General features: G+C 63.0%; 12 protein-coding genes. 8 read left to right on the forward strand and 4 right to left on the reverse strand.

The features are described from left to right. Positions 1–145: 145 nt before the first annotated feature. The gene (gene secG, locus LGQ03_RS10780; RefSeq protein ID WP_226748394.1) at positions 146–505 is read right to left on the reverse strand and encodes a preprotein translocase subunit SecG; all 360 of its coding nucleotides are present in this window, start codon (positions 503–505) and stop codon (positions 146–148) included. A gap of 288 nt (positions 506–793) precedes the next feature. Between secG and LGQ03_RS10785 the strand changes: the two genes are divergently transcribed. After that, positions 794–2,089, forward strand: a complete 1,296-nt coding sequence (locus LGQ03_RS10785) for an adenylosuccinate synthase (protein ID WP_090158950.1) — start codon at positions 794–796, stop codon at positions 2,087–2,089. Then, on the forward strand, positions 2,086–2,316 hold the full coding sequence (locus tag LGQ03_RS10790; RefSeq protein WP_090158949.1) for a DUF2842 domain-containing protein: 231 nt from the start codon (positions 2,086–2,088) through the stop codon (positions 2,314–2,316). Before LGQ03_RS10785 ends, LGQ03_RS10790 begins: the two co-directional genes overlap by 4 nt. 118 nt (positions 2,317–2,434) lie before the next feature. On the opposite strand, the gene LGQ03_RS10795 is transcribed toward LGQ03_RS10790, so the two are convergent. Continuing rightward, the gene (locus tag LGQ03_RS10795) at positions 2,435–4,726 is read right to left on the reverse strand and encodes a hypothetical protein (protein WP_226748395.1); all 2,292 of its coding nucleotides are present in this window, start codon (positions 4,724–4,726) and stop codon (positions 2,435–2,437) included. Between the two features lie 123 nt (positions 4,727–4,849). Between LGQ03_RS10795 and LGQ03_RS10800 the strand changes: the two genes are divergently transcribed. Next, positions 4,850–5,527, forward strand: a complete 678-nt coding sequence (locus LGQ03_RS10800; RefSeq protein WP_226748396.1) for a thiamine diphosphokinase — start codon at positions 4,850–4,852, stop codon at positions 5,525–5,527. Here LGQ03_RS10800 and LGQ03_RS10805 read toward each other — a convergent pair. Together LGQ03_RS10805 and LGQ03_RS10810 are read right to left on the reverse strand one after the other, a co-directional pair. After that, positions 5,472–6,377: a DMT family transporter gene (locus tag LGQ03_RS10805; RefSeq protein ID WP_226748397.1), complete on the reverse strand. Its 906-nt coding sequence runs from the start codon at positions 6,375–6,377 to the stop codon at positions 5,472–5,474. The two genes, LGQ03_RS10800 and LGQ03_RS10805, sit on opposite strands and share 56 nt — an antisense overlap. Positions 6,378–6,413: 36 nt before the next feature. Continuing rightward, positions 6,414–7,088 carry a glutathione S-transferase family protein gene (locus tag LGQ03_RS10810; protein WP_226748398.1) on the reverse strand — a complete coding sequence of 225 codons (675 nt, stop codon included), beginning with the start codon at positions 7,086–7,088 and terminating at the stop codon, positions 6,414–6,416. Between the two features lie 135 nt (positions 7,089–7,223). Between LGQ03_RS10810 and rpiA the strand changes: the two genes are divergently transcribed. The 5 genes from rpiA to LGQ03_RS10835 all read left to right on the forward strand — a co-directional run bounded on the left by rpiA (position 7,224) and on the right by LGQ03_RS10835 (position 13,463). Then, complete coding sequence (gene rpiA / locus LGQ03_RS10815) at positions 7,224–8,012, forward strand: ribose-5-phosphate isomerase RpiA (protein ID WP_226748399.1); 789 nt, start codon at positions 7,224–7,226, stop codon at positions 8,010–8,012. 106 nt (positions 8,013–8,118) lie between these two features. Further along, positions 8,119–9,591, forward strand: a complete 1,473-nt coding sequence (locus LGQ03_RS10820) for an FAD-dependent oxidoreductase (protein ID WP_226748400.1) — start codon at positions 8,119–8,121, stop codon at positions 9,589–9,591. A 74-nt stretch (positions 9,592–9,665) separates the two neighbouring features. Beyond that, positions 9,666–10,826 (forward strand): FtsH protease activity modulator HflK, encoded by a 1,161-nt coding sequence (gene hflK / locus LGQ03_RS10825; RefSeq protein WP_226748401.1) that lies wholly within the window; start codon positions 9,666–9,668, stop codon positions 10,824–10,826. Continuing rightward, positions 10,826–11,731 (forward strand): protease modulator HflC, encoded by a 906-nt coding sequence (gene hflC / locus LGQ03_RS10830; RefSeq protein ID WP_226748402.1) that lies wholly within the window; start codon positions 10,826–10,828, stop codon positions 11,729–11,731. The genes hflK and hflC overlap by 1 nt, the downstream gene beginning before the upstream one ends. Before the next feature lie 232 nt (positions 11,732–11,963). Further along, positions 11,964–13,463, forward strand: coding sequence for a Do family serine endopeptidase (locus LGQ03_RS10835; protein ID WP_404807648.1), 1,500 nt, complete (start codon positions 11,964–11,966; stop codon positions 13,461–13,463). Positions 13,464–13,504 lie beyond the last annotated feature (41 nt).

A 13,504-nucleotide genomic window follows, 5' to 3' on the forward strand; every position in this document is an offset into this window, starting at 1 on the left:
GTGTCGCGTTTCTGGTCGGACGGCGTGCAAATACGCCCTGCCACGGGATTAAATGATAGCCTGAAACGGCCAGTGCCTGCAACCCGTGACGCAATATGATGGTGACGCGCCGCGTGGCGCGCCAAGATGCTGTGATGTCAGTCGTTTAGTTGCCCGAGGGCACCAGCGCGTCGTCACCCACAGTCGGCGGCAGCAGGCTGTCGCCATCGGCAGGCAGTGCGGGCGTGGCAGGTGTCGGGTTCGGCGCGTCGATCAGGCGGTCCACCACAGAGGACCCGGCCGCATTTTCCGCAGCGATGATCGTCAGCGCGATGGACGTTGCGATGAATGCCAGCGCCAGACCCCAAGTCACCTTGCCCATGGCGGTCGCGGGCGGGCGGCTGCCGGTGGCACCACCGCCACCACCGCCGATTCCCAGACCCCCGCCTTCGGACCGTTGCAACAGAACGGTGCCGATCAGCGTCAGCGCAAGGATCAGGTGGATGACGAGAACGACGTTTTCCATGGTGGGCGGGCCTGCGGGTTAATTTGGTTCGGGGGTAACTAGGACGTTGTGACCCTTGCCGCAAGGGGCATTGACCGGCGCGGGGGGCAAACCTGCCGTCGCAGGTTGGGCGTGTCATGGCCGATTTGCCACGGACAGGGCAATCGCGGGACCTGACTGGCGGAGTTGGCCGTGCCGCAATGCGGCTGGTTTCGCACTCTGGCAAGGCAGGCGACGTTTTTCGGTTTCAGACCGGTGCCGTCATGGATATAGCGGACGGCGGAATTTCCGGGTTTAAGGACGTAAGTCATGGCAAATGTGGTCGTTGTAGGTGCCCAGTGGGGTGACGAAGGCAAAGGCAAGATCGTCGACTGGCTGAGCGAGCGTGCCGATGTCATCGCACGCTTTCAGGGCGGTCATAACGCGGGCCATACGCTGGTGATCGACGGTGCGGTCTACAAGCTGCACGCGCTGCCCAGCGGCGTCGTGCGCGGCGGCAAGCTGTCGGTGATCGGCAACGGCGTGGTGCTGGACCCCTGGCATCTGCTGAAAGAAATCGAAGGCCTGCGCGGTCAGGGCGTCGAGATCACGCCGGAAACGCTGATGATCGCGGAAAACACGCCGCTGATCCTGCCGTTCCACGGTGAATTGGATCGCGCGCGCGAAGGTCAGGCCAACGTCGCCAAGATCGGCACGACCGGGCGCGGTATTGGCCCGGCTTATGAGGACAAGGTCGGGCGGCGCGTGATCCGCGTGGCGGACCTGGCCGATGATGCAACGCTGGAACTGCGCGTGGACCGCGCGCTGGTCCATCATGATGCGCTGCGCCGCGGGCTGGGGCTGGACCCCATCGACCGTGATGCACTGCTGGCGCAACTGCGCGAGATTGCGCCGGGGATTCTGGAATACGCAGCCCCCGTCTGGAAGGTGCTGAACGACAAGCGCAAAGAGGGCAAACGCATCCTGTTCGAGGGTGCGCAGGGCGCACTGCTGGATATCGATTTCGGCACCTATCCTTATGTGACCTCATCCAACGTGATCGCAGGACAGGCCGCGACGGGCACCGGTGTGGGACCGGGCGCGATCGATTTCGTGCTGGGGATCGTCAAGGCCTACACGACCCGCGTGGGTGAGGGACCGTTCCCGACCGAGCTGCACGACGAAGACGGTCAGATGCTGGGCGAGCGAGGCCATGAATTCGGCACGACCACGGGCCGCAAACGGCGGTGCGGCTGGTTTGACGCAGCGCTTGTCCGGCAAACCTGTGCTACATCCGGTGTGTCGGGGATTTCCCTGACGAAACTGGACGTGCTGGACGGGTTCGAGACATTGAAGATTTGCACAGGCTACACATTGGACGGCAAGGCGCTGGATTATTTGCCGACGGCAGCGGACCAGCAGGCGCGTTGCGTTCCGATCTATGAGGAAATGCCGGGCTGGTCGGAATCGACCGAAGGGGCGCGATCCTGGAACGATTTGCCCGCGCAGGCGATCAAATATGTGCGCCGGATCGAGGAACTGATCGATTGTCCGGTCGCGCTCGTGTCCACCTCGCCCGAGCGCGAGGACACGATCCTTGTCACCGATCCGTTCGCCGCGCGATGAACGATTGGTTCGCCTCTCTCAGCTACAAGACACGCAAGCGTCTGGCGCTGCTGATCCTGGTACTGGGGTTGCCCGCCTACATCATCGTGGCCGTCAGCGTTGTGTCATCGCTGGACCGTCCGTCGATCCTGACGGAACTGGCCATCTACGTGGGGTTGGGGGTGTTGTGGGCATTCCCGTTCCGCGCGATTTTCCGCGGTATCGGACAGCCTGATCCGGACGAGTGATCGCCACGGTCCGGTTTGCGGGCGTCGCTCTCTTGGGCGCAAGTGCCGCGCGTTGGTATCGAAATGAAAAAGGCGAAGGGTTGCCCCTTCGCCTTTTGTCGTTTGCGTATGGCCGGTTTCAGCCGTTGGCAGCCTTCTGTTCAGGCCGGAACCGGGTGCGGTCTGAAATCTGGAACCGACCGGCACGGGCCTTTTCGATGCGGCCCTGACGCAGCAGCGTGCCAAAAGAGCGCAGTCCGTCTTCGCGGGTGAATTCCTCTTTGGCGGTTGCTTGCACCTTTTGCATGATCTGCGGACGCGAGAAGTCTTCGGCACCTTCGACGATCGCGACATAGGCGGCGGCAGCCTCGAGCAGGTCCTGCAACGAGTTGGCACCCACGCTTTGCGCGTATTCGGCGAAATCACCGGTGTCCGATGCTTTTGCTGCAGGTGCGGCCACGCGGCGCGGTTGCACCTGTTTTTCGGCTGCATCGGCGGGGGTGTCGACACGCTGGCTGGCAACCAGTTTCAGTGGTGCGGTGCGGGGACGTTCGGTCCGTGCCGATTCATCGGCCACCGGACGGCGCGGCTTGACCGCCTTTTGCAGGTCTTCACGGAAATCGGTTTCCTCGGAGTCCTGCGTCTTGCGCGGCTCGCCCAGCTGGCGCGCGGCCTCGGTCGCTGCCACAGCGGCCTTGAGATGCGCGATGGCGTCGCGGCGGCGGCTATTTTCAGGGTTTGCCAGTTCCTCTTCGGCCTGGGCGTTGATGCGGGACATCTCGGCCTCTGACGTGGTGGGCAGGGCATCGCGGGTCACCTGCGGTGCAGCTGCCGTTGCCACCTCGGGTTTGCCGGAGTCTGTCTCGGCGTCGTCCACGGCCGCGTCAGTCTCTGCGGTCTCTGCGGTCTCTTCGGTGTCGTCGGCGTCAAAGCCGTCGCCGTCTTCATCCTGGGACACGCTGCTCAGTTCTGCCTCGGCTGCTGCTTCTGCCGCAGCAAGATCACGTTGCAGATCGGCCTCGTCCTCTGGCGAAAGTGACGATTCCAAGGGTGCATCGGTTGGTGCATCTTTTTGATCGGCAGCGATTTCGCGCGGTTCCGGGTTCATGTCGCGGCGCATCTCGGCAAGGCGCGCGCGCGCGTCCTGCACCGGTGTCGAAACAGGGCCGGTCTTGGCGGGTTCTGCGGCATCATCCTGCGGTGCATCCGCGGCGCTGGCGGCCTCTGGGCGGGGCCGGCGTGTGACACGCAGGATCCGGCCACGGCGCGGGGCTGTAGGTGCCTCGACGGGGTCGGCGGATGCCTCGGTCTGGGAGTCATCGTCTGACTTGGCCGGGGCCGCATCGGGCGCGGCCTTTGCGGTTTGAGGCTGTTCTGCGGTGCTGGCCTCGCGTGTTTGCGCGATCAGCGACTGAATGATAGCCGCAGCCTCGTCAGCCTCTTGTTCGGCGCGATCGGCCGCAGGGGCCGCAGTCGCAGCCTGTGCCGTGTCGGCCTTGGGTTCAGGCTTGGCTGGCTGCGCGGCCGCTGCTGGCTCTGCCTTGACGGCCAGTGCGGGCTTCGCGGTTGCCTGCGTCTCTGCCGGTTGTTCGGACTTGGGTGCAGGCGTGGCAATGTCCTGCTGCGGTGCGTCCTGCGCGATTTGTGCGGCAACCCGCGCGGTGGCGCTTTCGACGACGGCTGCCTGATCTTCGACGGCCGGTGTCTCTGGCGGTCGCAAGCCTGCGCGTTCAAGATTGCGCAGCACCTCTTTGATCTGCGCATCCGTTTCGTCGTCGATGTCGTCCTCTGCCGCAGCATAGGCTTCGGGGATGGTGACAGTCTCTTCTGCTGTGTCTGCCTTGACCGAGGTTGCGGCGTCGTCGGGGGCTACGCTGGCAGCGGCGTCCGGATTGGCTGCGACAGGCGCATCATCGTCCGCGAGCGATGCGGTATCATCTGCAATGGGCGCGGGCGCACTTGGGGTTTCGCGCTCTTCCAGATCCTCGACGAAGGCTGTGTCGGCGCGGCTGCCCACGACCGAACGGATGCGCTTGAGCTTGTCAGCGACGCTTTCGGAATCGGGGTGACGTTCCGCCTTGGGCTGTGACTGTGCGACCGGTGCCTCTGCGGGGGGCTGCTGGGCCGGTGGCATGGCAGGGCGCGTGTCGGGGTCGGCGAGGGCTTGCGGTGCGGGGTCGGACGCGCGCAAGACGATGCCAGCATCGGACGTGCGCGCCTCGACCCTGCGGGAAATCTCGCGTTCGGCGATCCGGGTCAGCATCTCCGTATCCGGTGTCGGCGGCTCCGCCCCGAAATAACGGTCACCCGCAGCCAGGTCCCGGAAATATTCGGCGATCGCCTTCATCGTGGAAAAGGAATCGTCGAATCCTTCCAGGGTGCATGAGAAGGTGCCGTAGGAGACGGTGAGAATCTTGCTCGATTCAACCATGGTGTCCCTCGCTTTCTTTCAAAATCAATTACCCTCGTTTACCACGAATTGGTTCGCAAACCGGAACAGGCTGGCGGTGCTGTCTGGTTGATTTTGGGGCGCTTTTGAGGAATGTCGCAAAATATGAAACAATCCCCACTGCAAAAACCGATTGTTGCCAGTTCCGAACCGATCACCTTGATAGGTGGCGCGGACATTGCCGACGAAACCCTTAACATGTGCCTAAGGGTCGCGCCAAGTGTCGTCGCAGCCGATGGGGGCGCTGATCGCCTTGTTGTGACGGGCATCGCGCCTTTGGCGGTGATCGGTGACATGGACAGTCTGTCAGCGCAGGCGCGTGCGATGCACAGGGATCTCATCCATGCGGTGACGGAACAGGACACCACCGATTTCGAAAAATGCCTGACGCGGATCACAGCGCCCCTGGTTCTGGCAGCAGGGTTTCTGGGCGCACGGCTGGATCACACGCTGGCAACATTGGCAACACTGGCGCGGCTGCGCGCGCATCACGTCGTTCTGGTGTCCGACAGCGAGGTCTGCATCTTGGCGCGGCAAGGGCGCAGCCGCATTGCGGTGACACCTCAGACACGTGTCGCAGTCATGCCATTAGGGGCCGCGACGGTCAGGTCGGCTGGGTTGGTCTGGAACATGGACGCGCACAGCCTAGCACCTGACGGGGTGGTCAGCAGTTCGAACAGGGCGCAGGCAGACCATGTGACACTGGATGTGGCCGGGCCTGTCCTGATCACGCTGGAGCGGTCGGAATTGCCCGGCGCGCTAGATTACGCTCTCGGACGATGACATAGAGGCCCGCGGCGACAGTGACGACGATGCCACAGGCCGCAAGGCCGTTGGGCAGGTCGCCGAACATGGCCCAGCCGATGACCGTTCCAAATGGAATTTCGAGGTATTGCATCGGGGCGAGTGTTGACGCCGGGGCGCAGCGCAGACTCCATGTCATCAGCAGATGTGCCGCCGTGCCGACCAGCCCCATCAATACGACGAGCCACAGCGCGCCGGTGCCGGGCAGCGCGAAACTGGCCTGCGGGCCAGGCAGCACCAGCAGGCCGATCGACACCAGTAACGTGGCCTGCAATCCGCCAATCGCCTGGAGCCTGATCGGGTCGATGCGTCCTGACAGCGACCGTGTGACCAGCATGAACAGCGCGAATGTGACCGCCACCCCCAGTGGCAAGAGCGCAGGCAGGCCGACATCGACGAAATTCGGCTGGATCACGAGCAGGGTTCCGGCAAACCCGACCGCGCAGGCGATCATGCGCTGCGGGCCCACCTGTTCGTCCATGAAAATGCGCCCCAGCAACAGCAGGATGAACGGCATGACAAAAGCGATGGCCAGTGCATCAGCCAACGGCAGATAGCGCAGTGATGCGAACATCATCGTCATGCCGGCGATGTGCAGGGTGCTGCGCAGCCAGACCAGACGCCTTGTTTCATGTGGCGCGCGTAGATCTTGCCCGCGTGCCAGAACCAATGGCACCAGCACCGCGGCCTGTATCGCGAACCGGGCCAGCACCAGCGTCCCCAGCACGACGGCACCGCCCAAGAGTTTTGCCATGCCATCGCCCAACGGGGCGAGGACGCAGAATCCGAGCATCAACAGGATGCCGGTAAAGGGGCGGTCATTTGGCATGTCGCAGCCTAGGCGCGGGAACAGACCTGCGCAATATCAGGTGGCGGACCCTTCGGGCGGATTGGCCAGACGCGGTGCGGAAAACGGAGTGTCCCCCAGACCTTCGGCCTGGGCCGCGCGGCGGGCATGGGCGCTGACCTCGCATTGCCGCGCGAGGTCGTGCAGCCGCGGGTAGTCGGTCAGTGTGAACCAGCCTGCGTTGTCACCATACAGGGACGTCCAGCGCAGCATGGGTGCAAGGTAGCAGTGATGGACCGGGTGCAGCGTCGTAGCATGGCGGTCCAGCAGGTGCAGGTGGCTGGACAGCCGCCTCTGCATGGCGGCCCTGAAATCGTCTGGCGCATCGGGCATGTATTGCGCGGGATAGAATGTCATGCGCAGGGTTGGATGCAATGTGTTGGCCAGCCACAGCAGCCACGACAGGGCGGCAGCCTCTCCGGTTGTGGCGGGGGCGGGCATCAGCTGGCCGGGATACCGGTTTGCCAGCCAGATCAGGATGGCGGCTGTCTCGAACACCGGACCGTCGTCGGTTTCCAGCACCGGGATAAGGCCAGCTGGGTTCAGCGCGCGATAGGCGGCACTGTCCTGCGCACGGCTGGCGCGGTCCACCAGAACGGTCTGATAGGGGATGTCCAGCAGTTCGCAGGCCAACCGGATGCACAAGGAGGCATTGTCGGGCGCATAGTGCAGTCGCAGAGGTTGGTGTGTCATTTCGCATGTCTGCGCTGCCTTGTTGCGCGCGTCCAGCGGGTTTGCGGGCCAATTCGCCGCGTCGCCGTGTGATCTGACTGTCCAAGGGCCGCCCGCCCGGCCTATAAAGCGGCGAGTCGTCACAGGAGCTGCCCCATGTCCGCCAATATGTCCCCCATCGACAAAGCGAAATTCGTCGCCGCAAAACGCGCCTGCGATTACGTGCAGGACGGCATGAAGCTGGGACTGGGAACAGGATCGACCGCCGCATGGCTGGTGCGATGTCTGGGCGAAATGGTGCGAGACAACGGCCTCAAGATCAAGGGCGTGCCGACCTCCAGCCGGACGGCGGAACTGGCCCGTCAGGTCGGGATCGAGGTGATTTCGCTGGACGAGGCGAAATGGCTGGATTTGACCATCGACGGGGCGGACGAATACGACCACGACCTCAACCTGATCAAGGGCGGCGGCGGTGCGCTGTTGCAGGAAAAGATCGTGGCCACGGCGTCCGACCAGATGATCGTCATCACCGACGGGTCCAAGCGGGTTGAATCGCTGGGGAACTTTCCGCTGCCGGTCGAGGTGATCCCCTTTGGCTGGCAGACCAGCAAGGCGCTGATCGAAGAGGTGCTGGTGGGCATGGATGTGCTGGGCACCACCGCCAGTCTGCGCATGAACGCAGATGCGCCCTATGTCACCGACGAGGGGAACCATATCCTGGACCTGCATCTGAACCGGATCGGCAACGCGCGACAGCTCAGCCTTGTGCTGAACCAGATCCCGGGGGTCGTTGAAAACGGCCTGTTCATCGACATCTGCGATATCGTCGTGACGGGCTATGGCGATGGCCGGGTCGAGGTGCAGGACATCAACAATGGCGAACACGACGAAACCCGTTACGATTTTCTGGATGACGACAACCTGTTCGCCGATCTGGGCGACTGAGGCACCCGGTCTGTCGCAGCACTTGGGGCGGATGGCCCGATGTGGCGTTGTCCTCAGGCGGGCTTCGCCCTAGGTTGCGGACGAATTGAAGAGAGGGTGCGCGACCATGGCTGATTACGATTTTGACCTGTTTGTCATCGGTGGCGGGTCAGGCGGGGTGCGTGCGGCGCGCATGGCGGCGCAGACCGGCGCGCGGGTGGCCCTGGCCGAGGAATCGCGTCTGGGCGGTACATGCGTCATCCGTGGCTGTGTCCCGAAAAAACTGATGGTCTTTGCGTCCAAAGGGGCGGCGCAGGTGTCGGATGCGCAGAAATTCGGCTGGGACGCGACCATCGGCGATTTCGACTGGGGCCGTTTCCACCCCAAGCTGACGGCTGAACTGGAGCGGCTCGAGGGGGTCTATCGCAAGCTGCTGGATGGCTCGGGCGTCAAGATCTATGACAGTCGCGCGACGGTGGACGGCCCGCATACGGTTAAACTCGCCAACAACCAAACCGTGTCGGCCAAACACATCCTGATTGCAGTCGGAGGCCATCCGGTGCGCCCGCCGCTGGAAAACGCGGAATTGGGGCTTGTCAGCAATGATGTGTTCCTGTTGGAAAAACTGCCCAAATCCGTCCTGATCGTGGGTGGCGGATATATTGCCTGCGAATTTGCCTGCATCCTGCGCAATTTCGGGGTCGAGGTCACGATCTACGCGCGTGGTGCGCAAATCCTCAAAGGGTTCGACGACGAGGCGCGCGGTCTTTTGTCGGAATCCATGAAGCAATGCGGCATCGACATTCACATGGGCACCAGCGTGCAGGAAATGTGCCCGGCCGATCAGGCCCCCAAAGGGCCGCGTCCGACCGGATCTGATGCCACGATGGGCGAACCCGCAGGAGAGCGTCGTTCGCTGGCCACCAACGACAAGAGCATCACCGATCCCCGTGCCGCTGGCCCGATCTGGACCAAGGCGACGACAGGGGTGGAGCAGGTGTTCGATCATGTGATCTTTGCCACGGGGCGCGCACCGTCGACGGATGGGCTGGGGCTGGATGATGTCGGGGTCAAGCTGGAACGCAACGGGGCGATTGCCGTTGATGAATACAGCCAGACCAATATCCCGTCGATCTATGCCATCGGTGATGTGACCGACCGCGTGGCACTGACACCCGTGGCGATCCGCGAGGGCATGGCGTTTGTGGATACGGTGTTCAAGGGTACGCCGACACCGGTCGATCACAACCTGATCGCCTCTGCCGTGTTTACCCAGCCCGAACTGGGCACCGTTGGCCTGACCGAGGATGATGCGGCCCGCAACGGTCCGATCGAGGTCTATTCGACCAGTTTCCGCCCGATGAACCAGGCATTCATCGACGGCACGTCCCGCGTGTTGATGAAACTTATCGTCTGCGCTGAAACGCGCAAGGTTCTGGGCTGTCACATCGTCGCACCGGATGCGGGTGAATTGATCCAGATGGTCGGCATCGCGGTCAAGATGGGCGCTACAAAAGAGGACTTTGACCGCACTTGCGCCGTGCATCCGACCATTTCCGAGGAACTGGTGACCATGCGCGAACCGGTGCGGACAACTTGAACCGGTCGGGCTGAACGCCCACTTTAGTCATAAGGCCCCGATGCGGGCATCAAACAGAGGAAGACCTACACACGATGGCAGGCAATACCGGAGGCCCCTGGGGGGGTGGCGGCGATAACGGAAACCGTGGCAACGGGGCAAACGGCGGCGGCAACGAGCCGCCACGCCCGCCACGCAGGCCGGGTGAGGGGCCGCAAATCCCCGAAATCGATCAACTGGTAAACAAGGGCCGTGAACAGCTGCGCGTCCTGATGGGCGGCAAAGGCGGCGGCACAGGGTCCGGTGGGTCCGGCGGCGGCGGGCCGGCTTTTACTCGCGGCACCATCGGTCTGGGCGTCATCGGTGCAGTGATCCTGTGGGGGATGGCATCGTTTTACACCGTGCGCCCCGAAGAACAGGCGGTCGAGCTGATGCTGGGTGATTATCTGTCGACCAACGGCCCGGGTCTGAACTTTGCCCCCTGGCCGATCGTGACCCGTGAAGTGTTGCAGGTCACGTCCGAGCGGAGCATCGACATTGGCACCAGCCAATCCGGCATGGACGCGGGCCTGATGCTGACCGGCGACGAGAACATCGTCGACATCGATTTCCAGGTCGTCTGGAACATCATCGACCCGCAGGAATACCTGTTCAACCTGGCCGATCCGCCGCAGACAATCGAGGCCGTTTCGGAATCCGTGATGCGCGAGATCATCGCACAGAGCAATCTGGCACCGATCCTGAACCGGGACCGTGGTGCCATTGCAGACCGTCTGCGCAGCGAAATTCAAAGCACGCTGGACAGCTATAATTCCGGTGTGAACATCGTCCGTGTCAACTTTGACAAGGCCGATCCGCCAGAGCCGGTGATCGCGTCATTCCGCGCGGTGCAGGACGCCGAACAGGAACGCGACAGGCTGACGAACGTGGCCGACGCCTATGCCAACCGCGTGGTTGCAGAAGCGCGCGGTGAGGCCGCCCAGACACTGGAGCAGGCCGAAGCCTATCGCGCACGCGTGGTGAACGAGGCATCGGGTGAGGCGTCACGCTTTACCGCCGTTCTGGACGAATTCAGCAAGGCACCCGAGGTTACGCGTAAGCGTATCTATCTGGAAACGATGGAAAATGTCCTGAGTGGAATGGATATCATCCTGCTGGATGAACAAGGCGGCGGTAGCAACGGTGTCGTGCCGTATCTGCCACTGAACGAGCTGGGCAACCGCGCCCCGCGCACGACCACCGGAGGGACGAACTGATGCGCAAGTCTATATTTCTGCTGCCCGCACTGGTTGTCATCCTGATCGTCGCGCTGAGCTCTGTGTTCATCGTGGACGAGCGTGAAAAGGCGCTGGTCCTGCAATTCGGTCAGATCGTGAAGGTTCAGGAAGAACCGGGTCTGGGGTTCAAGCTGCCCTTTATCCAGGAGGTCGTGAACTATGACGACCGTATCCTCAGCCGCGATCTGGACCCGCTGGAAGTCACACCTTCTGATGATCGCCGTCTGGTTGTCGACGCATTCGCCCGCTACCGGATTTCGGATGTGGAACAGTTCCGCCAAGCCGTCGGTGCAGGCGGTCTGGATGTCGCGTCGCGCCGTCTGGACGGTATCCTGCGCGACACCACGCGGAACGTGCTGGGTACGGTATCGTCCAACGATATCCTGTCCACGGACCGTGCGGCGCTGATGCTGCGTATCCGCAACAACGCGATTGCAGAGGCGCGTAGCCTCGGGCTCGAGGTGATTGACGTGCGGCTCAAGCGGACCGACCTGCCGCCCGCAAACCTGAACGCGACCTACGAGCGGATGAAGGCAGAGCGTGAACGCGAAGCTGCCGACGAAATCGCCCGTGGTAACGAGGCCGCACAACGGATCCGCGCCGGTGCCGACCGGACCGTGGTGGAATTGACGTCCGACGCCAACCGTCAGGCCGAGATCACCCGGGGTGAGGCCGACGCCGAACGGAACGCAATCTTTGCCGAAGCCTTTGGCGCTGACCCGGAATTCTTTGAGTTCTATCGGTCGATGACAGCTTACGAACGCTTTGCCGCGTCCGGTCGGTCGTCGATGGTGCTGAGCCCGGATTCAGAGTTTTTCAACTATCTGCAATCCGATCAGGGTCGTGCCGCAAACGACGCGGCCGCGGCAATCGCCGGTCAGTAAGCGTCATCAGTCAACGTCGTCAGGGGGCCGGTCGTGTGACCGGCCCCTTGCATTTTGAGGTGTCGGTTTTCAATCAATGCGTTTCACGGCCACGTGACAAAACATCACGTGCATTGCGTCCGTGTCGCTGCGGTCTATGTTCATGCGCAGATAGTTGATCACAGCGCCGCGCGCGGCGTTCACGACGAGGGAGCACGACTTGACTTCACAGGCCATTGCACGGACCCGCCCCATGACCGCCCTGACGCCCCGGACGGGCATGATCAGCGGTCTTGCCCTGATTGCGGCACTGTTTGCAGCGCAGTCGATGCCCGGATTTGCCCAGACCACCGAGGCGGTCGAGGCGCAGTTGATGACGCCGATGGATCGGCCCGCGACCTTTGCCGATCTGGCCGAACAGGTCAGCCCTTCGGTGGTGAACATCACGACCTCTACGATGGTGGCCGAACGCACCGGCCCCCGTGGCCTGGTGCCGGAAGGATCGCCTTTCGAGGATTTCTTTAACGACATGCAGGACGGTCCGGGCGCGCCGCGCCGGTCGTCCGCATTGGGGTCCGGTTTCGTCATCAGTTCCGATGGCTATATTGTCACCAACAACCACGTGATCGAGGATGCCGACGAGATCGAGATCGAGTTTTTTCCGGGCGACGGTCAACCGACCGAGTTTCTACCCGCGGAACTGGTCGGGACCGATCCCAACACCGATATCGCCGTGCTGAAGGTCGAATTCGACAGCCCGCTGCCCTACGTCGAATTCGGTGACAGCAACGCCGTTGGTGCCCGCGTCGGTGACTGGGTCATGGCGATGGGCAACCCGCTGGGGCAGGGGTTTTCGGTCAGCGCCGGCATCGTGTCCGCCCGCAACCGTTCGTTGCAGGGCACTTATGATGACTACATCCAGACCGATGCCGCCATCAACCGGGGCAACTCTGGCGGGCCATTGTTCAACATGGCGGGCGAGGTGATCGGCGTGAACACGGCGATCCTGTCGCCCAACGGCGGGTCCATCGGTATCGGTTTCGCGATGTCGGCGGCTGTGGTGACCGATGTGGTCGATCAGCTGCGCGAATTCGGCGAGACGCGGCGCGGTTGGCTGGGTGTGCGTATCCAGGACGTGACCCCTGATATGGTGGCCGCGATCGACGGGCTGGACCGGGCGCGCGGGGCGATGGTCACGGATGTGCCTCCGGGGCCTGCGGCTGACGCGGGGCTGGAATCCGGCGATGTGATCCTGACGTTTGACGGCAACGACGTGCCCGATACGCGTGAACTGGTGCGGATGGTCGGCAATTCGCCAGTCGGCAAGGAGGCCGTGATGCTGGTCCTGCGCAACGGCGAAGAGATCGAACGCACGGTTACCCTTGGTCGTCGCGAGACCGAGGAATCGATCGCATTTCCCGACATGACACCCGATGCAGATGCCGAAGAGGATGCCGAAGTCGAACTGATGGGTCTGACACTGGCACCCGTCGATGACACCCTGACCGAAGAATACGGTCTGGAGGTCGAGGAAGGTCTGGTCATCACGGCTATCGCGCCGGAGTCAGATGCCGCCACCAAGGGTCTGGTCGCCGGTGACGTGATTACCGAGGCCGGGCAAGAGGACATCGCCAGTGTCGAAGATCTGCAAACCCAGATCGATGCAGCGACCGAGGCTGGTCGCACATCGTTGCTGCTGCTGGTGCGGCGCGGTGGTGACCCGCGGTTCGTCGCACTGTCGCTGGACGACTGAGCCTGCACCAAGCGAAACAGAAACGCCCCGCAGTTATGCGG

Source organism: Loktanella gaetbuli (genome assembly GCF_020531945.1).
Lineage (GTDB): Bacteria > Pseudomonadota > Alphaproteobacteria > Rhodobacterales > Rhodobacteraceae > Loktanella > Loktanella gaetbuli.